Genomic DNA, 18,309 nt, shown 5'->3' on the forward strand with positions numbered 1-18,309 from the left:
AGCTACTCAGTTCGCCTTCAGAAGCCTTGGCCTGCTGGTTTGTTATCCAAAGCAAAGCGGTAGTAGTCACGATTCTTTAGGGCTGCGGCAGCCGCCGAATCGAGCACGACGGTAGCGTGTGGGTGCAACTGCAATACCGAGGCTGGACACCAGGCCGATAGTGGCCCTTCCACCAGTGCTGCCACGGCCTCCTGCTTCCCAGCACCAGTGGCGATCAGCAAGAGATGTCCAGCTTCTAGAATCGTCCCCAGCCCCTGTGTGAGCACATGGCGTGGCACTTGGTCTTCATCGCCGTCGAAAAATCGCGCGTTGTCCCGGATCGTTTGCGGATGCAGCGTCTTCAGGCGGGTGCGCGATGCCAGTGATGACCCAGGTTCGTTGAACCCGATGTGACCATCGGAACCAATTCCGAGGAGCTGCAGATCCACGCCACCGGCCTCCTTGATGGCAGCGTCGTAAGCCGCCCCAGCCATCAACGGATCTGCGCTGGTGCCGTCGGGACTGCGCACTGCCGAATCGTTGATATCGACGCTTTCGGTGAACTCGCGGCGGATCGTACGGAAGTAGCTTTGTTCGTGCTCTCGAGGCAAACCGACATATTCGTCCAAAAGGAATGCCTTGCAATCAGCAAAGCTCAGCCCCTCCTCGCGGTGACGCCGGATTAATTCCTGATAGGTTTTTACCGGCGTGGAACCGGTGGCTAACCCGAGAGTTTTCCCTGCCCGCGCATATGATTCGATGATGTCCGCCGCGACCAGTTCCGGGCGCTCGGTGATGACAATTTCCACTGTTAACCTACTTCTTCTGCGTCCCGGAATACCCGGGTGATCTGCAAGTTCGAGTCGCACAGGACGAAGTTTGCCGGCGTGTTCAGCGCGATGCTCGCGCGGTGCGACTGACCTACTAGGTGATGCCCGCTGGTGCAGGCCTTAAGGATTTCTGCCAGGGGGCGCCCGGCGCGTGCTTGTCGACGCAATTGATCAATGATTCGCGACGTGCCACCTGCAATAGCACCTTCTGAACCATCACTCGTGCTCAGGCGCGCGACACCATCCGCGACAGTCACATCGAGCGCGCCCAGGGTGTACTGCCCATCAGCCTTACCAGCTGCGGCCATGGCGTCAGAGACGAAGGTCACCCGCTCCGGGCCAACTAGATTCAGCACCATGTTTACTGTTGCATCGTCGAGGTGAACCCCATCGGCGATGAGTTCAACCGTCGCTTCTCCGGCGGCAGCCGCCTCGAGGAGTGCAGCGACGGCACCAGGGCTACGGTGATGCAGCGGTGGCATCGCATTGAACAGGTGAGTCGCCGTTACGCTCGCACCCCGCTTGACGGCATACGCAATGATCGCCGCGGTTTCCGGTGCGGTGGCATCAGTGTGTCCCAGCGAAACAATGACATTGTTGTCCGCGCACAAGCCGATGAGTTCTTCTACGTTTTCTGTCTCTGGGGCAAAGGTGATGGATCGTAGCTGACCACGGGAGGCCTCGATCATGCGCTGCAATAGATCGGGGTCACCGGGGATGATCGCAGCTGGATCTTGAGCTCCGCAGCGGCAAGCGTTGACGAATGGCCCCTCCGCGTGGATGCCATCAATGGCTCCCATGTCCACGACGTCGGCAAGCAGGCTCAACTGCGGCAGCAGCCGTTCCTCTGGTAGTGACACCGTAGAGGCGAGCAGCGTCGTCGAGCCATTGCTGCGGTGGTAACGCGCGGCAGCCAAACAGCCCTCGAGATCTGAGCTGGGAAAAGACTCCCCCGCGGCACCATGCGTATGGATATCGGCGAGCCCCGGAAAAGCAATTAGTTCCGCAGGTGCGTCGACGGCTTCCATGCCCACGATGGTGCCATCGGAGATGGTGATGTTGTGCGTGCCTAGGTCTGCGCCCGGCAGCACCACTGTGGCCAGGAATGACTCAGTCATGAGCAGCCACCACAAATTGATTGGTAACCCAGGCGACATCGGTAATTGCGGTGCCAACGATGATGGCGTCTGCGCCCGCTTGCCGGCCTAGCCGGACGTGGTCTGGGCTGTGGAAGCGTCCTTCACCGATAAGGAACACCTGGTCACCGAGGTGGGTGCGGATCTCCTTAATCAGCTCCAAGTCCGGCCCGTTCGTCTTCTGCCGATGTTCCGTGTACCCAGCCAGGGTCGTGGAAATCAGATCCGCACCAGCCTCATGTGCGGCCACGGCTTCCTCCGCAGTTGCGATATCTGCCATTGCTAGCGCTCCCGCTTCGTGCACGGCGTGGACCTGCTCGGCGAAAGTAGAGCCATCCTGACGGGGACGAGAAGTGGCATCAATGGCGACCACAGTGGCGCCCGCCTTGGCGACGGCCACTGCCGAAGCCACGGAAGGAGTGATGTACACGCCGGTATCGCCTTCCTTAGTCAACCCGATGACCGGCAGGCTAACCGCATTCGAGATGGCCTCAATATCTGCGAGCCCGCCGTAGCCACCGCAACGGATTGCGGTGCTTCCTCCTGCCTCGGCGGCTTTCGCAAGAAAGGCCATGGTGCGCGTGTCGCGGAGCGGATGCCCATCGGGGGCTTGTACGGACACAATGAGACTGCCTCGAACGGTATCGAAGAAGGTGGTGCTGTTCACTGGTTATTCTCCTTTGCAAGCCAAGCTGGCCAAGTACCCGGCGCCCACGAGTGGCGCATTGGTGCCCAGCTGGGCCGGCAGAATTGGGATGGTATCTATTGGGTGCAGCGCGTGCTGCCGGAAGCCTGCGATAATTGGTTCCAAGATCGGGGCGCCGATGGCGCCGACACCGCCGCCAATGATGAGGGCATCTATGTCGATCGCTGAGGCAAAACCCGCGAGAGCCTCCCCAAGGGCGATCATATTGCCGCTCACCACCGCGCGGGCGCTTTCTTCACCTGCGTGATAGCGCTGCATGATTTCGGGGAGTTGAATGTCACTGCCGGTCAGTTCGTTATAACTCCGGGCCAAGCCCGGCCCGGAAGCAAAGTCTTCCACCGGTGCAGCCTGCCCATTGGGGACTCGCCCGAGAATTGCCCGCAGCTCCCCCGCAGTATGGTGCGGTGAATCGATGAGGCGTGCGCCACGAACAAGTGCGCCCCCCACTCCGGTTCCCAAACTGACAAACAAGGTGTTGGCTACCCCTTGGGCGGCACCGAAGACGGATTCACCGAGCCCCATGATGCGGACATCGTTATGGATAGCCAGCGGGATATCGAATTCGGCGCGAATGGCGTCTGCAATGCTCGTGCCAGCCCACCCGGGCATGGTCGGTCCTGCAGACACGACTCGACCCTCGAATGGGTCAATCACTCCTGGCGCGCCCACTCCGATGGCCCGGATGATGCCTTTGCGCGCCGCGGCATCTTCTGACAATTGGCGAAGCACCTGCAGCACGGCAGCCATGACGTCATGGGACGGTGTTGGGGTGCGTCCGGTGTTGAGCACGGTGGTCGGGTTGGTGGCGTCGATAAGCGCATAGGCAATCTTGGTGCCACCAATGTCTATGCAGGCATAAAAATCAGTCATGTATCTTCTCTTCGATCATGCGCTTGAGGGGGCCATAGTGGACTTCAAGAGTGCGGAGGAGCTGCGCCTCATCCCCTGCTTCAAGAGCTTCAACCATGCTGAGGTGTGCGTCAACGGTATCCCGCAAGTCTCTTTCGCGATCCAGCTTGAGTTGGGGCACTGCCTTGGTGTGCACTTTCCATAGCGCCATATATAGCTCTTGGATGAGCTGGTTAGAGAGTTTGCTGTTGAGCTCTTCATGGAATCGGCCGTCAGCTTCGGTGATGGATTCACCTTTTTCAAAGCACTCCTGCATCTGAGCAACGATTTCACGTAGTCGATCCGTGGGATGCTGGCGGTAAGCAATGATAAGTTTCGGCGCATTGAATTGATCAAATGCGATGCGGGTATCCACCACTTGTTTGAGGTTGCGCAGGGCACTGTCTTGATCAATGGTCAGTCGCAGTGTGAGCCCATCCACCAAGGGGGCGAGCGACATCTGCCCAACATAAGTGCCGTGCCCGTGGCGGATCTCCACTACATCGAGCGAAGCAAGGGTACGCATGGCTTCACGAACTGAGCTTCGGGAAACTTCTAGCAGCTCGCACAGTGCGGCTTCTGAGGGGAGCATATCTCCGGGCTTGAGAGAATTATCACGAATATAGTTCTCAATCTCCGTAACTGTGGGATTGAGCTTGGGTTTTCCAAGCACCTTTGACATTGCTGTTCCTTTTGGTCATTGGGAGGGCCACATTACTCGGCGATTCCGCCTGCTCATCGACGGCCCCGTAAGACTTACTCGCAGGATTTTGCTTTCCCAATTGACTTTAGCAGAAATCCTGTACAACATCGGACGTCTGACGTATGCTGTATTTATCCACTGGTGGACGGTGACTCGTTTGCCAGAATTTACTACCCCATAACTGCAAATCGGCAGAAATCGTTTTCCATCGCCTTCTCAAGGAAATGGAAGACTCCACGAAAGGAAGCACCATGACCCGCGCATACTCCCGTCGCGATTTCATGAAGATCACCGGAGCGCTCAGCGCCGCCGCCGGACTCTCCGCCACTCTCGCCGCTTGTGGCAGCCCCGCTCAAAACGGTGGCAGCAATGCCCCCGCAGCCGACCCAAGCGCTAAGAAGGCTGACGGCACCCTCACCGCAGCGATCTCCTACGAGCTCGGAACTAACGGCTACGACCCGATGAGCACCACCGCGGCCCTTACCGTGGCAGCCAACTGGCACACCCTCGAAGGCCTGACCGAAATGGATCCGGCAACCGGCAAGGTCAATGCAGCCCTGGCCAAGGACATGCCAAAGGCCTCCGGCACCACCGCTGAGGTTGTCCTCCGCGACGGCGCACAGTTCCATGACGGCAGCCCAGTGACCGCCGAAGACGTCGTCTTCTCCTTCGAGCGCGTCTTAGACAAGGCAAATAAGTCTCTCTACGCATCCTTCATCCCATTCATCGAAAAGGTGACTGCCAAGGATGAGAAGACTGTTGAGTTCACCCTCAAGCACGAAACCGGCGTCTTTGCCGATCGCCTCGCCGTGGTCAAAATCGTCCCTAAGAAGGCTGTAGAAGCGGGTGCCGAAGCATTCGCCGCCAAGCCAATAGGTTCCGGGCCTTACAAGATGACAGATAACGGTGGTACGTCCAAGAACATTCAGTTCGAGCGTTTTGACGCATACAACGGTCCACGGCCAGCGCTGGCCAAGAAGATGAATTGGCAGATCATCCCAGACGCCTCCACCCGCACCAACGCCATTCAGTCTAAGACTGTACAGGCTATCGACTCCGTGCCGTATCTCTCCGTCGAGCAGCTGAAGGCAGTTTCCACGGTAGAATCAGTCCAGGGCTTCGGCCTGCTGTTCGCGATGTTCAACTGCTCGCCAAACAGCAAATTCAACGACGTGAAGAATCGCCAAGCCTTCATGTATGCCCTCGATATGAACAAGATCATCGAGACCGGCATGCTCGGCCAGGCCACCGCCGCCACCAGCTTCCTCCACAAGGAGCACCCGAACTACAAGGAAGCAAAGAACGTCTACTCGTTCAAGCCAGAAAAGGCACGGGAGCTGTTCGCCGAAACTGGACTGACGGAAATGCGCCTGCTGTGCACTGACCACGACTGGGTCAAGAAGTGTACCCCACTCATCGAGCAGTCCCTCACCGGCGTGGGGATCAAGGTGGAATTCATCGAGAAGAAGTCCTCGGATGTCTACAACACCATCGATGGCAAGCCGGAAGCATACGACGTGGTCATTGCACCAGGCGACCCATCTGTCTTTGGTACCGACCCAGATCTGCTGATGCGCTGGTGGTACGCAGGCGACACCTGGACCGATAGCCGCATGCACTGGAAGGGCAGCGAAAGCTACACCGAAGTCCAGCAACTGCTGGATGAGGGTCTCAAGGCAACCGACACATCAGTCCAAGATAAGAAGTGGGCCGAGCTGTTAGACAAGATCTCGGAAAACATCCCGCTCTACCCATTGTTCCACCGCAAGAGCACCACGGCCTGGGACAAGTCCACTCTGATTGATTTCAAGCCGATCTCACTGACCGGCCTTTCCTTCCTGGATGTCGCTACCACCAAGTAGTCCAGACTTCAGCAGTCAATTCACCGGCCGGCCCGCTAGCTGCACCTTCACCTGTAAAGGCAACCTTTCTGGGCCGGTCGGCCCGTGACACACGAACTTTGACGTTGAGCACTGCCCATCGCAAGAAGTTGGGCGGGAACTCAACCGGAATTAAGGACAGCATATGTCAAACCTCGTCCGCCTCATCGGAAGACGGCTGGTGGCTCTCCCGATCATGATCCTCGGAGTGACTTTCCTGGTCTTCTTCATCATGTCCTTCAGCCCCGCAGACCCGGCGCGTCTCGCACTCGGTGAATCTGCATCCCTTGAAGCGCTCGCAGAATACCGCGAAACTCACGGTCTTAATGACCCACTGCTCGTGCGCTATTGGGATTTCCTCATGGGCATGCTGCGCGGTGACCTAGGAACCACCACCGGTAGCGCCTCGGTAACCGATGTCGTAGCCAAAGCATTCCCCATCACGCTGCAGCTGACTTTCCTCGGCCTCATCATCGCCGCTGTCATCGCGCTCGTGCTGGGCGTTGTTGCAGCGCTGTACCGCGACAAGTGGCCAGACCAGCTCATCCGCGTCATTTCCATCGCGTCGCTAGCAACCCCGTCCTTCTGGCTGGCAATCTTGCTGATCCAGTGGCTCGGTACCATCCCCGGCGGCATGGGAATGTTCCCCGCCCTGATTACTGCATGGGTGCCGCTCGCCGAAAACCCTGCGGTGTACATGAACAACATGTTCTTACCCTCCTTCGCGTTGGCGGTTCCCGTCGCAGGCTCCCTCACCCGCGTGGTACGAACCGCAATGGTGGAAGAACTCGACAAAGATTACGTGCGCACCGCGATCGGATCGGGCATTCCAAAGTCGGAAGTTATTTCCCGCAACGTGCTGCGCAACGCACTGATCACACCGATCACAGTCCTCGGTCTACGCGTCGGCTACCTCATGGGTGGCGCCGTGATCATTGAAATTATCTTTAATATTCAGGCAATGGGCCAGCTCATCCTCGACGGTGTTACACGCAACGACGTTTACCTCGTCCAGGGCGTGACCCTTACGGTGGCCATCGCCTTCATCATCATCAACATCATCGTGGACATGCTGTACGTCCTCGTTAACCCACGCATCAGGAGCATCTAATGCGTAGAAAACTCACTGAAAAACTAGAGTCCCAGGCCGGACAGCGTTTCCAAGGCATCAAGGCACTGCCCATCGCCTCCAAGTTCGCACTCGGCTTCCTGACGTTGGTGGCATTGATGGCGATCTTCGCACCGCTGCTCTCCGGCTACAACCCATTGGAATCCAACGCGCCGGTACAGCCACCAAGTGGTCAGCACTGGTTTGGCACTGACGCCATTGGACGAGACATCTTCTCCCGCGTCTTGTACGGCTCCCGCGCTTCCCTGGTCATCGGCATGTGCGCTACCGTTTCGGCCCTCGCCATCGCCGCAGTACTCGGCTCAATCGCAGCCACCGCTGGCAAGGCAGTATCCGAAGTACTGATGCGCATCTTGGACATCATCATGTCCTTCCCAGGCATCGCACTGGCAGCCGTCTTCGTCGCCGTGTTTGGCAATTCCCTGCCTGTCCTGGTCTTCGCCATCGGCTTCCTCTACATCCCGCAGCTGTCCCGCGTGGTACGCGCCAACGTCCTATCCGAATTCGGCGAGGACTACGTTTCCGCAGCTAAGGTGATGGGCGCGAGCATTCCGCACATCCTGTTCAAGCATGTCGCCCGCAACACCATGGCGCCGATCGCAGTGTTTGCCACGGTGCTGGTTGCAGACGCCATCGTCTTCGAAGCCTCACTGTCCTTCATCAACGCTGGCGTGAAGCCACCACTACCATCGTGGGGCAACATCCTTGCCGATGGTAAGCAACTGCTGCTCACCGGCGCTTGGTGGCCCACGTTCTTCCCAGGCCTGATGATCCTCATCACGGTGCTAGCGCTGAACATCTTGTCCGAGGGGCTCACCGACGCCATGGCGTCGCCACGCATCAAACGCACCATCCGCGTTACTGACGACGACCCCAGCATCAACACCGCAAAGTCGCTTGGCTCGCTTTCCGACGAAGAGGCTCGCGCCGCGCTTGATGTTTCGCTCGGCAAGCTGCACGACGCCGAGAGCGTCGAGAATCGCCGCCTGGTGTACACCCGCGCAGAAGAACCATTGGTCCAGGTCAAGGACCTCTGCATCGCCTTCCCGGAGGCACACGGTGACGTCAACATTGTTGACCACGTCAGCTTCGAGGTCTCCCCTGGCGAAACCATGGGCTTGGTCGGCGAATCCGGCTGCGGCAAGTCACTGATCGCTATGTGCATCATGGGGCTGCTACCACCCACGGCCCGTATCACCGGTGAGATCAGCTACGACGGCAAGAATCTGCTGGAGATGACTACGGAGGAGCGCAATGCACTCCGCGGTCATGACATGGCCATGATCTACCAAGACGCCCTCAGCTCCCTGAACCCATCCATGCTGATCCGCACCCAGCTCCAGCAGCTGATTCGCCGCGGTGGCAAGCGCACTGCGGAAGAGCTCATGGAGTTGGTCGGGCTGGATCCGGATCGTACGCTCAAGTCCTACCCTCACGAGCTCTCGGGCGGCCAGCGCCAGCGTGTTCTGATCGCCATGGCACTGACCCGCAACCCGCGTCTGCTCATTGCGGACGAACCAACCACTGCGTTGGATGTTACCGTCCAGCACCAGGTGGTTGATCTGCTCAACGAACTGCGGGAGAAGCTGGGCTTCTCCATGATCTTCGTCAGCCATGACCTCGCGCTCGTAGCGAAGCTGGCCCACAAGATCACAGTGATGTACGCCGGCCAGGTTGTCGAACGCGGTAATACGCGCGAACTACTCACCGACCCACACCACGAGTACACCCGCGGCTTGCTGGGCGCTGTGCTGTCCATCGAGGCGGGGGCTAATCGCCTCTACCAGGTACCGGGAACGGTGCCGAGCCCACGGGACTTCATCGACGGCGACCGCTTCGCACCACGCTCCCGCCAGCCAGAACTAGGCATCGGGCAGAAGCCGAAGCCACGCGCCGTTGCTGGTTCCACCACGCATTACTACGCCGCCACGGACGACGCCTTTGCGACTCGTAACGGCACTGGTTCTGTTCGCATCGCTCAGAAGGAGAAGTGATCATGCCGACACCTAAAGCACAAAGAATCATCGAGCTCAAAGATGTCAACGTGATTCACAAGACCCGTACCGGCAAGCTGTTTCGACCAGACACCGTGCATGCCAACAAGGACGTGAATTTCTGGGTGGATCGCCGGGAAGTCGTCGGCATCGTTGGCGAATCCGGCTGTGGCAAGTCCACGCTGGCACGCGTCATGGTCGGCCTGCAAAAGCCCACGAGTGGCACGGTCTTCTTCCACGAGAAGCCCCTCAAGCACTCCAGTCGTGACCGCAAGGAAATCGGCCGCTCCATCTCCATGGTGTTCCAGGATCCAGCTACCGCGCTGAATCCCCGCATGACGGTGAAGGATCAGCTGCTCGATCCGCTACGCGTGCACCACATCGGTGATGAGAAGTCCCGCCTGAAGCGAGTTCAGGTGCTGCTTGATCTGGTCGGTCTTCCACAGTCTGCGCTCGATGTGCTGCCCCGCCAGATCTCTGGCGGTCAGCGCCAACGTGTGGCGATCGCCCGCGCCCTCGCGCTCGAGCCCGACCTAATCATCGCCGACGAGCCCACCTCTGCACTCGACGTTTCCGTCCGTGCCCAAGTGCTCAACCTGCTCACCGACCTGAGGTCTGAACTCGGGCTTGGTCTGGTCTTCATCTCCCACGACATCAACACTGTCCGCTACATCGCGGACCGCATGTGCGTGATGCTCAAGGGCGAGATCATTGAGCAACAACCAACGGACGATCTTTTCGCCTCCCCGCAGCAGGAGTACACCCGTACCTTGCTCGCCGCAACCCCATCTTTGCTCTAAGGAAGTAGCAATCATCATGAACGGAATTGTTTCCGGCATCATCCCTCCCCTGCTCACCCCACTGACTGAAACCGGCGATGTGGACTATGCGTCCCTCGGCAACCTGGTTGAGCGACTCGTCGGTGCCGGTGTAGACGGCATCTTTGTCCTCGGTTCCTCCGGCGAGGTCGCTTTCTTGAGCGACGACGTCCGTGACCAGGTGATCGCCAAGGTCCTTGAGCTTGTCGACGGCCGTTGCCCGGTCTACGCCGGCGTCATCGACACCCAGACCAACCGCGTCATCGAGCACATCCAACGGGCAGAAAAGCTCGGCGTGCAGGCAGTAGTCGCCACCGCCCCGTTCTATGCCATCACGGGTCCAGCCGAGATCGAAGCACACTTCCGTGCCCTCCGCACGGCCACTACTCTGCCGATCATTGCCTACGACATTCCAGTTTGTGTCCACAGCAAACTTGCACCGGAGCTATTGGTGCAACTCGGCGCCGAAGGAGTTCTTCAGGGAGTAAAGGACTCCTCCGGTGACGATGTCTCCTTCCGACGACTCTGCATGCTCAACAAGGCAGCTGGATCCCCTATGAAGGTGCTCACCGGACACGAAGTAGTTGTCGATGGCTCCTATCTTGCAGGAGGAGACGGCTGCGTCCCAGGGCTCGGCAACGTTGACCCAAGTGGCTATGTTCGCATGTGGCAAGCTTTCCAATCCGGCGACCTACGCCAGATGAAGGAAGAGCAAGATCGGTTGGCACGACTCTTTGAAATCGTCTTCACCCCAGTGGGCAAGGTCGGCCCAGCCGCCGGTGTCGGCGCATTCAAGACTGCTTTGGAGCTCATCGGCGTCATCAAAACCAACACCATGAGCGTACCGATGACCCCAATCTCTGATTCCGCATCGCGTGAGGCCATCGAGAAGATCGTGCGGGAGGTGGGCCTCATCGACTAAATGAAACCTACCTTCTCACTGTGCCCCTGCGATCCCCTCCTTCGCAGGGGCACAGTCATTAGGAAAGCCGAGAAATAACCGGCACCAACTGCGCTAATGCCTTGCCACGATGTGAGCGGGCATCCTTTTCCGCCGGGGATAGCTCTGCCGATGCGCGCCCTTCGGCGTCTTCAGGCAAGAAGAGCGGATCGTAACCGAATCCCCCCTCGCCACGGCGTTCCCGAAGCAACGTGCCTCGCCATTCACCGCGTGCCACATGCTCCGTGCCATCTGGTAGCACGAGTGCGCACACCGAGACGAAACCGCAGCTCCTTCGCCCATCAGGAACATGCGCCATCTGACCGAGCAACAACTCGTTGTTGGCATCATCGTCACCATGCCCGCCCGACCACCGGGCAGAGAGCACACCCGGCATTCCGTTCAGTTCATCGACGGCGAGACCGGAGTCGTCGGCAAGCGACGGCAATCCAGTTGCAGCGGCCCCGGCGCGCGCTTTGATCAGCGCGTTGTCTTGGAAGGTGCGGCCGTCTTCGATCGGTTCCGCATAGGGTGCCACATCCGCGGTCAGGAGGATCTCCACGCCCGCGATGCCAGCGGCATCCAGCACGCGTTGAAGTTCTTGTGCCTTCTTCTTGTTATTCGATGCCAAGTACAGCTGCATTAGAGCGCCAACTCCAACGCTGCTTTCTGGGCTGCGATCAACTCACGGCACCCCTTTTCTGCGGCATCGAGGAACAAGCCCATCTGGGTGCGACTAAAGGTTGATTCTTCGCCGGTGCCCTGGATTTCTACGAACTCACCTGATTCCGTCATGACCACGTTCATATCTACCTCGGCACGGGAATCTTCCTCGTAAGGCAGATCAAGGCACACTTTGCCATCAATGAGACCGACAGAGACCGCAGCAACAGGAGGCAGTAGCGGATTGCCCGGCACCACACCACGCGCACTCAGGACAGCGATGGCGTCGGCAAGCGCAACATACGCCCCGGTAATCGAAGCCGTTCGCGTGCCGCCATCGGCTTGCAGCACGTCACAATCGATGTTGATCGTGTTCTCTCCCAGCGCCTTGAGATCAACGGCAGCCCGCAGGGACCGCCCAATCAAGCGAGAAATCTCGTGAGTACGCCCCTTGACCTTGCCCTTCATAGATTCCCGCGGCATGCGATCGTGCGTGGAACTTGGCAGCATCGCGTACTCTGCGGTGAGCCAGCCTTCGCCGGAATCCTTCTTGAAGCGGGGCACGCCCAACTCAACAGAGGCAGTGCACATGACACGGGTATTCCCGAACTCCACGAGCACGGATCCCGCCGGATTCGTCGTGAATCCGCGGGTGATGGAAACGGGACGTAGTTCATCAAGTGCGCGCCCATCGGCGCGGGTGAAAGAAGTCATGCCTTTCAGCGTACTCATTTAGCGCGACGACGATCATGATTCCACGATCATGATTATGAGAGAAGTCCACGCCGCAAGATGGAGATAGCACAGCTTCTACTCTCGAAATCATGATCGTGAAATCATGGCGGACGAGCGGTTAAAACTCAAACACCATCCCGGACTCGCCAATGACCACTTCGCCATCGAAGTTCTCCTGCGCACCGCGCAGTGCCCCAGCTGCATCGCCCCATGGCGGAATATGCACGAGGACCAGCTTTTTTGCCCCAGCCCGGGAAGCGATCAGTCCGGCTTCAGAGCCACTGAGATGCATATCTGGAGCTTTGCCTGCGCTTTCATAGCCCCAGGTGGCTTCGCAAAGGAACAGATCTGCGTCTCGAGCACACTCGACCAAGGAGTCGGTGTATGCGCTGTCAGCAGAGTAGGCGATGACTTTTCCTGAGGTCGCTTCGGTGACACGAAGGCTGTAGGTTTCCACTGGGTGGATCGCTGGGAACGGGGTGATTTGCACCCGGTCGACGATCTGTGGCGTTCTTGCCGTCCAAGGGGTGAAGGCGAAGGTGTCGGAGAGGTCGTCCGCTCCCTCGAGGTTCAGAGGCCCCAGATGCCCGGTGGTGTCCGCAGGCCCGAGCAAAAGGTGGCGGGATTTCGCCGGGCTAGCCGGATGGTATCGGCGCCACACAATGAGCGAGGGAAGATCTAGGCAGTGATCGGCGTGGAGATGGCTCAGCACCACGTGCAGATCGGAAGGATCCGCCAGTTCTTGCAGTTTGGCAAGCACACCGGGGCCGATGTCCATCAGGACACCCGGAGCGTTATCTACCTGCACCAGATAGCCCGAAGGAGGGTTGGCTGGCGAAGCGGTGCTACCACTGCAGCCAAGAATGGTCAGCTTCATAACTTAACTTTCTCATGAGTGAGCCAAAATCGCGATATTTTTGCCAGGAAGTTTCTTGGCGAGGCTACACCCTGGGATGTGATGCCACTGTGGTGATACTTGGCCCGAGGAAGCGTTGCGATAGTTGCGCGAAAAGGTGCGGGTCGCCGGTGGATTCAAAACTGCGCGTAGGCTGCGGATGCTGCTCGGGATCGGCTAACAGGTCTTTCTCGCTGAGCACTCGCAAGACATCTTTGGCGGTTTCTTCGGCACTGGATACTAGTGTCACGTTCTCCCCCATCGCCAGTTGGATAACGCCTGACAGCAACGGGTAGTGCGTACATCCCAACACCAGGGTATCCACGCCTGCTGCTTGTAGTGGCTCCAAATATGCCTCCGCCACGCCCAAGATCTGCCGACCAGAAGTGATGCCTCGTTCCACAAAATCAACAAAGCGCGGACATGGTGCTGCCACACACTCGATGTTTGGGGCAGCAGCAAACATGTCTTGGTAAACACCGGAATTGATGGTGCCCAAGGTACCAATCACGCCGACTTTGCCATTGCGGGTAGTGGCCACTGCACGTCGTACTGCAGGCAGGATAACCTGTACCACCGGGACGTCGTAACGCTCGCGCGCATCACGCAGAAAGGCGGCGGTGGCGGTGTTGCAGGCGATGACCACCATCTTGCATCCCCGCTCCACCAGTTCATCAGCGATTTTGGTGGAATGCTCACGCACCCGCTGGATCGGCTGTGGCCCGTACGGTCCATTCGCAGTATCGCCGATATAGATAATGGACTCGTGGGGCAACTGGTCAACAATTGATCGCGCAACAGTCAAACCGCCCACACCGGAGTCAAAAATACCAATGGGGGCGGATGCATCAGGGGTTTTAGTCATAACAGATTCAATAGTAATCAGTTAGATCGAACCGCGTTGCAAACGCTTCTTCTCCCGCTTTTGCACCAACGCTAGGGGGTCATCGGAAGTGATAGTTGCACCAGCAACGATGCCACCAATCCCACCGAACAGGTGGCCCTGCCAGCTCACCCCGGCATCACTGGGAAGTACTCCCCAAATCAGACCGCCATACAGACTGGCCAGTACCACTCCGAGCAGGACCTGCCCCAGGCTGCGATTAAACATGCCTCGGACAATCAAGTACGCAAGCCAACCGTAGATCAGCCCCGAAGCACCAACGTGGTTAGTACCAATCCCGCCAAACAGCCACGTGCCAATCCCGCCGATTATTGCAACGATGAGCGAAACTTCCCACAGCACTTTATGCCCCGACCAAGCGATCAGGAACACAAAAATCGCTGCGGGCAGCGTATTGGCTATCAGATGCGGAAACCCGACATGCAAGAACGGTGAGGTGAATATGTATGGCAGCGAACTGACGTCCAAGGGATGAACGCCGAAGTGCGTTAGGTTTTTCCCCGTCAACAGGTTGATGATGTGCACGACCCAAATGATCGCAACAAAGGTACCGGCTGAGGCTGCCCCACGGCGAGCCGCCTGGCTCCCCTTCGACACCAGTGACACTCCGCCTGAAGACGGCACCTGCGGCACATAGTTTGGGTTCGGGAACTGGTACGACACGTTAGTCACGTCCTCAAGGAATGTGCTCTGACAAAGAATTAATCCATGTGTTGCGTTATTTTACTGGCAATCGCGAAGCTGCGCGTAGCTTGCCAAGCCATAGCCACTGCTAGCATGCACCACCGCATCCACAATCGCAGCGCAGACGACATCAGCAGCAGCAGTAGACAGCGCAATCATCTCTTCGATCCCAACGCCGATGCCGTTCCCGGTTGCGAGGGCGAAAAGGGTATCGCCGTCGAGAGGCGAGTGTGCGGGACGGATCGCTCTGGCCAGGCCGTCGTGCCCCGTCATGGCGAGCCGTTTAGCTTGAGCCTTGGTCACCGGCGCATCGGTAGCAATGACCCCGATGGTGGTATTCAACTTGGTCAGCAAACCCTTTTGCTCGGCGAAACGGCCCGGGTCCACCGCTGGTACGGCAGAGTCTCCCCAAAACCTGCCGGTTTCCTTATCTATCACCGCACCTACCGGATTGGCCACCACACCTGCAGCAACCGTATAGCCGCCGACCTTTTGCGAGGATTGACCGAATCCACCCCGCAGCACTCCAGCGGTTGCGCCGCATCCAGCCCCTACCGAACCTGATTCGGTCTGTGGCTCCCCAAATGCCGCTTGGACCGCAGCATAGCCGTCCGCGGCGGTCGGCCGATGTGAGGCATCGCCTACGAGGAGGTCAAAAATGACGGCACCGGGGACAATCGGCACCCGCGGACCCGGAATCTCCTCACCGAGCACTGGGAAGCCGATCTCTCTTTCTTCCAGCGCCCGCATGACACCATCAGCGCTGGCCAAACCGAAAGCAGAACCACCGGAAAGCACCACAGCGTGAACTTGCTGAACCGTATTGTGTGGCTCGAGCAAATCAGTTTCCCGGGTACCCGGGCCGCCACCACGCACATCGACGGCAGCCACAGCGCCCCCAGGAACGACAACCACGCTCACACCGGTATCGCCCAGACTGCGGTGCCCGAGCAGCACACCGGGGACGTCGATAAGCACTGTGCTAGCCCATCATCGCTTCGAGCAAGGACTCTTGGTTGAAAGCGAGCCACTGGACAAGCATGTCACGGTCCTGTTCTTCTTGTTCGCTGCCTTTGAGCTCGCCTGATGCCAGGTAGAGGCGAATGTCGTTGAGCCCTGCGACCCAGGCGTGGGCCTCTTCTTCCGTTGCCACCACCGCCACATTGCCGTCAGGGCCCAGTGCATTCGTGATCACGGCCAGGTTCTCCAGCTTGGCTCGGCAAATGTCGTTTTCATGCAGGGAGCGCAAGAGTGAATTGTCGCCCTCGTATTCCTCGTCCCCTGCCATCTCAAAGTCCGGCAGCAACCGCGCGAGCGCAGGGTCAGTTGGCGGCTCCTTATGCCCGGAGGCCATGCCGGTGAGCTCAGCGAGCTCGTCTTTCGGCGCAGACTGCGCGCGGTGAATAAGCGCCTCGGCCACGGCAGATGCCATGTCCCCTAAGACTTCACGCTCCATCGGCTCGAAAGTTACAGTGAACCTCGCGCCCCGCATGATGGACTTCCTCTTTTTCCAGGCTTCCATTGTCTATCCCGCCTGCTGCATCGTGGCCCACAGCCCCGCTTTGTGCAGCTTCTTCACGTCAGCTTCCACCTTGTCACGCTCACCAGAGCTCACCACCGCCTTGCCCTCGGTGTGCACCTGCATCATCAACTCGGTGGCTTTCTTGCGACTCATTCCCAAAACGGTCTGGAAAACATACGTCACATAACTCATCAGGTTGACTGGATCATCCCACACGATACACATCCACGGCAGGTTTTCACTGGTCATCACGTCAACATCGACGACTTCCTCCAGCTCCGGAGAAGCCATCGGCGCCGAGGGGGTGCTCATTGATCGGAAGCGCTCACTCATGCTTTCCCAGCTTAGTAGCCAGCCGCCCACAGCCGCACGCTAGCCCACGCCGACCTATGCCGAGACCCGCCCCAGCAGAAAACCCCCACCGTGCTGGCAAGCAGTGCATTAAGCTGGCAATGTGACCTCTTTAACCGAACTCACCGGTGTTACCGGATCCGCGTCCTCACTGCCAAGCGATCGTTCTACCTCGCTGCTGACAGATAAGTACGAACTGACGATGCTGCAGGCTGCGCTTGCCGACGGCACCGCGCACCGGCAGTGTGCTTTCGAGGTTTTCGCACGCAGGCTCCCCAATGAGCGGCGTTACGGGGTCGTGGCCGGCACCTCCCGTGTCCTGAATGCAATCAAGGACTACGTATTCACTGAAGAACAACTCGCTGGCTTGGATTTCCTCAACGAACAGACGCTGGCTTACCTCCGCGACTTCAAGTTCAGCGGGCATATCGACGGCTACCGGGAAGGCGAGCTCTACTTCCCGAACTCGCCGCTCCTCACGGTCCGGGGCACCTTCGCCGAATGCGTGATCCTGGAAACGGTCATCCTTTCCATCATGAACTCCGATTCCGCCATCGCCTCCGCGGCCGCCCGCATGGTCACCGCCGCAGATGGCCGCCCAATCATCGAGATGGGCTCTCGCCGCACTCACGAGTATGCGGCTGTCACTGCCTCTCGCGCGGCCTATCTCGCGGGGTTCGAAGCCACCTCCAATCTCGAGGCAGGGCATCGTTACGGCATACCGGTATCGGGCACCGCCGCCCACTCCTGGACCCTGGTGCACGTGAATGAGGACGGCACCCCGAACGAAGAAGCGGCTTTCCGCTCCCAGGTTGAGGCGCAAGGGCCGGGTACGACGCTGCTCGTTGACACCTTTGATATTGAAAAGGGCGTAGAAACGGCGATTCGGGTTGCGGGTCCAGAGCTGGGCGGAGTTCGTATTGACTCCGGTGATCTCGGCATACTCACCCGTCGTGTCCGCCAACAGCTCGATGGTCTCGGGGCCCACAACACTAAGATCGTAGTGTCCTCTGACCTGGACGAATTCACTATCGCGGGCCTACGCGGCGACCCAGTCGACGTGTACGGCGTTGGTACCTCGGTGGTGACGGGATCGGGAGCGCCCACCGCTTCGATGGTGTACAAAGTCGTCGAAGTAGACGGTCACCCGGTGGCCAAGCGTTCCTCTTCGAAGAAGTCTGTGGGAGGTGCGAAGCGTGGCTGGCGCGCATGCCGTAATACGGGCACCGCGGTCGAGGAATTGGTCACGCCATTCGGCGCGGAGGCCCCCACCGTAGGTTCCCTTGAGGTCCGCGACCTGACGGTGCCGTTGCTTCGCGACGGCAAACCGGTGGCAGATCTCCCGACGCTTGTTGAGTCGCGCGATTACTTAGCCTCTCAGCTAGTGTCGTTGCCATGGGAAGGTCTTGCGCTCTCCCGCGATGAGCCTGCGCTCAACACTCGCTTCATCGGTTTCTAGTTTTTCCACGTGCATGTGAGTTTTCAGCCACCGCCGGGAACATCACCGCGCCCTAGCGCATTTCACTGCTAGGTGAGGTGTTTTTCACCGGTT

19 protein-coding genes are annotated in these 18,309 nt (G+C 58.9%); 6 read left to right on the top strand and 13 right to left on the bottom strand.

The annotated features are described in order from the left end of the window. Positions 1 to 17 precede the first annotated feature (17 nt). Genes nagB through WG915_RS08605 form a run of 5 tightly spaced genes read right to left on the bottom strand, consistent with a single transcriptional unit; the run spans position 18 to position 4,221 of the window. Positions 18 to 788 (bottom strand): glucosamine-6-phosphate deaminase, encoded by a 771-nt coding sequence (gene nagB, locus WG915_RS08585; protein WP_339564967.1) that lies wholly within the window; start codon positions 786 to 788, stop codon positions 18 to 20. Positions 789 to 790: 2 nt separating this feature from the next. Then, entirely contained in the window at positions 791 to 1,927 is a 1,137-nt protein-coding gene (locus WG915_RS08590) for an N-acetylglucosamine-6-phosphate deacetylase (RefSeq protein WP_445227813.1), read from the bottom strand. Beyond that, positions 1,920 to 2,612 carry a putative N-acetylmannosamine-6-phosphate 2-epimerase gene (locus WG915_RS08595; RefSeq protein WP_339564968.1) on the bottom strand — a complete coding sequence of 231 codons (693 nt, stop codon included), beginning with the start codon at positions 2,610 to 2,612 and terminating at the stop codon, positions 1,920 to 1,922. Before WG915_RS08595 ends, WG915_RS08590 begins: the two co-directional genes overlap by 8 nt. Before the next feature lie 3 nt (positions 2,613 to 2,615). After that, positions 2,616 to 3,521: an ROK family protein gene (locus tag WG915_RS08600; protein ID WP_339564969.1), complete on the bottom strand. Its 906-nt coding sequence runs from the start codon at positions 3,519 to 3,521 to the stop codon at positions 2,616 to 2,618. After that, positions 3,514 to 4,221, bottom strand: a complete 708-nt coding sequence (locus WG915_RS08605; protein WP_339564970.1) for a FadR/GntR family transcriptional regulator — start codon at positions 4,219 to 4,221, stop codon at positions 3,514 to 3,516. Before WG915_RS08605 ends, WG915_RS08600 begins: the two co-directional genes overlap by 8 nt. Before the next feature lie 272 nt (positions 4,222 to 4,493). Between WG915_RS08605 and WG915_RS08610 the strand changes: the two genes are divergently transcribed. From WG915_RS08610 to WG915_RS08630, 5 genes are all read left to right on the top strand, one after another. Further along, on the top strand, positions 4,494 to 6,104 hold the full coding sequence (locus WG915_RS08610; RefSeq protein WP_339564971.1) for an ABC transporter substrate-binding protein: 1,611 nt from the start codon (positions 4,494 to 4,496) through the stop codon (positions 6,102 to 6,104). Between the two features lie 163 nt (positions 6,105 to 6,267). Further along, positions 6,268 to 7,233, top strand: coding sequence for an ABC transporter permease (locus tag WG915_RS08615; RefSeq protein WP_339564972.1), 966 nt, complete (start codon positions 6,268 to 6,270; stop codon positions 7,231 to 7,233). Then, positions 7,233 to 9,245: a dipeptide/oligopeptide/nickel ABC transporter permease/ATP-binding protein gene (locus WG915_RS08620; protein WP_339564973.1), complete on the top strand. Its 2,013-nt coding sequence runs from the start codon at positions 7,233 to 7,235 to the stop codon at positions 9,243 to 9,245. Before WG915_RS08615 ends, WG915_RS08620 begins: the two co-directional genes overlap by 1 nt. A gap of 2 nt (positions 9,246 to 9,247) precedes the next feature. After that, positions 9,248 to 10,045 carry an ABC transporter ATP-binding protein gene (locus WG915_RS08625; RefSeq protein ID WP_339564974.1) on the top strand — a complete coding sequence of 266 codons (798 nt, stop codon included), beginning with the start codon at positions 9,248 to 9,250 and terminating at the stop codon, positions 10,043 to 10,045. A 16-nt stretch (positions 10,046 to 10,061) separates the two neighbouring features. Further along, positions 10,062 to 10,985 carry a dihydrodipicolinate synthase family protein gene (locus tag WG915_RS08630; protein ID WP_339564975.1) on the top strand — a complete coding sequence of 308 codons (924 nt, stop codon included), beginning with the start codon at positions 10,062 to 10,064 and terminating at the stop codon, positions 10,983 to 10,985. A 58-nt stretch (positions 10,986 to 11,043) separates the two neighbouring features. Here WG915_RS08630 and rdgB read toward each other — a convergent pair whose 3' ends face one another. The 8 genes from rdgB to clpS form a co-directional block, all read right to left on the bottom strand. Beyond that, positions 11,044 to 11,646 carry an RdgB/HAM1 family non-canonical purine NTP pyrophosphatase gene (gene rdgB / locus WG915_RS08635; protein WP_339564976.1) on the bottom strand — a complete coding sequence of 201 codons (603 nt, stop codon included), beginning with the start codon at positions 11,644 to 11,646 and terminating at the stop codon, positions 11,044 to 11,046. Then, positions 11,646 to 12,380 (bottom strand): ribonuclease PH, encoded by a 735-nt coding sequence (gene rph / locus WG915_RS08640; RefSeq protein WP_339564977.1) that lies wholly within the window; start codon positions 12,378 to 12,380, stop codon positions 11,646 to 11,648. Before rph ends, rdgB begins: the two co-directional genes overlap by 1 nt. A gap of 139 nt (positions 12,381 to 12,519) precedes the next feature. Beyond that, positions 12,520 to 13,278: an MBL fold metallo-hydrolase gene (locus tag WG915_RS08645; RefSeq protein WP_339564978.1), complete on the bottom strand. Its 759-nt coding sequence runs from the start codon at positions 13,276 to 13,278 to the stop codon at positions 12,520 to 12,522. A 64-nt stretch (positions 13,279 to 13,342) separates the two neighbouring features. Then, positions 13,343 to 14,161: a glutamate racemase gene (gene murI / locus WG915_RS08650; RefSeq protein WP_339564979.1), complete on the bottom strand. Its 819-nt coding sequence runs from the start codon at positions 14,159 to 14,161 to the stop codon at positions 13,343 to 13,345. Between the two features lie 21 nt (positions 14,162 to 14,182). Then, positions 14,183 to 14,800, bottom strand: a complete 618-nt coding sequence (locus WG915_RS08655) for a rhomboid family intramembrane serine protease (protein WP_445227817.1) — start codon at positions 14,798 to 14,800, stop codon at positions 14,183 to 14,185. Between the two features lie 123 nt (positions 14,801 to 14,923). Continuing rightward, positions 14,924 to 15,862, bottom strand: coding sequence for a P1 family peptidase (locus WG915_RS08660; protein ID WP_339564980.1), 939 nt, complete (start codon positions 15,860 to 15,862; stop codon positions 14,924 to 14,926). Positions 15,863 to 15,866: 4 nt separating this feature from the next. Then, positions 15,867 to 16,406, bottom strand: coding sequence for a DUF2017 domain-containing protein (locus WG915_RS08665; RefSeq protein ID WP_339564981.1), 540 nt, complete (start codon positions 16,404 to 16,406; stop codon positions 15,867 to 15,869). Between the two features lie 3 nt (positions 16,407 to 16,409). Beyond that, positions 16,410 to 16,718, bottom strand: a complete 309-nt coding sequence (gene clpS / locus WG915_RS08670) for an ATP-dependent Clp protease adapter ClpS (protein WP_339565015.1) — start codon at positions 16,716 to 16,718, stop codon at positions 16,410 to 16,412. Positions 16,719 to 16,860: 142 nt separating this feature from the next. On the opposite strand from clpS, the gene WG915_RS08675 reads away from it, so the two are divergent. Beyond that, complete coding sequence (locus WG915_RS08675; RefSeq protein ID WP_445227814.1) at positions 16,861 to 18,216, top strand: nicotinate phosphoribosyltransferase; 1,356 nt, start codon at positions 16,861 to 16,863, stop codon at positions 18,214 to 18,216. Positions 18,217 to 18,309 lie beyond the last annotated feature (93 nt).

Origin of the sequence: Corynebacterium sp. H128 (genome assembly GCF_037482625.1) — a bacterium.
GTDB lineage: Bacteria > Actinomycetota > Actinomycetes > Mycobacteriales > Mycobacteriaceae > Corynebacterium.

Bases quoted from the DNA above. Each gene is read 5' to 3' on its own strand.
- WG915_RS08605 (WP_339564970.1), bottom strand. From the start codon at position 4,221: ATGTCAAAGGTGCTTGGAAAACCCAAGCTCAATCCCACAGTTACGGAG.
- rph (WP_339564977.1), bottom strand. From the start codon at position 12,380: ATGACTTCTTTCACCCGCGCCGATGGGCGCGCACTTGATGAACTACGT.
- WG915_RS08645 (WP_339564978.1), bottom strand. From the start codon at position 13,278: ATGAAGCTGACCATTCTTGGCTGCAGTGGTAGCACCGCTTCGCCAGCC.
- WG915_RS08615 (WP_339564972.1), top strand. From the start codon at position 6,268: ATGTCAAACCTCGTCCGCCTCATCGGAAGACGGCTGGTGGCTCTCCCG.
- WG915_RS08620 (WP_339564973.1), top strand. From the start codon at position 7,233: ATGCGTAGAAAACTCACTGAAAAACTAGAGTCCCAGGCCGGACAGCGT.
- WG915_RS08625 (WP_339564974.1), top strand. From the start codon at position 9,248: ATGCCGACACCTAAAGCACAAAGAATCATCGAGCTCAAAGATGTCAAC.
- WG915_RS08665 (WP_339564981.1), bottom strand. From the start codon at position 16,406: ATGGAAGCCTGGAAAAAGAGGAAGTCCATCATGCGGGGCGCGAGGTTC.
- WG915_RS08610 (WP_339564971.1), top strand. From the start codon at position 4,494: ATGACCCGCGCATACTCCCGTCGCGATTTCATGAAGATCACCGGAGCG.
- rdgB (WP_339564976.1), bottom strand. From the start codon at position 11,646: ATGCAGCTGTACTTGGCATCGAATAACAAGAAGAAGGCACAAGAACTT.
- WG915_RS08590 (WP_445227813.1), bottom strand. From the start codon at position 1,927: ATGACTGAGTCATTCCTGGCCACAGTGGTGCTGCCGGGCGCAGACCTA.
- WG915_RS08630 (WP_339564975.1), top strand. From the start codon at position 10,062: ATGAACGGAATTGTTTCCGGCATCATCCCTCCCCTGCTCACCCCACTG.
- WG915_RS08600 (WP_339564969.1), bottom strand. From the start codon at position 3,521: ATGACTGATTTTTATGCCTGCATAGACATTGGTGGCACCAAGATTGCC.
- clpS (WP_339565015.1), bottom strand. From the start codon at position 16,718: ATGAGCACCCCCTCGGCGCCGATGGCTTCTCCGGAGCTGGAGGAAGTC.
- murI (WP_339564979.1), bottom strand. From the start codon at position 14,161: ATGACTAAAACCCCTGATGCATCCGCCCCCATTGGTATTTTTGACTCC.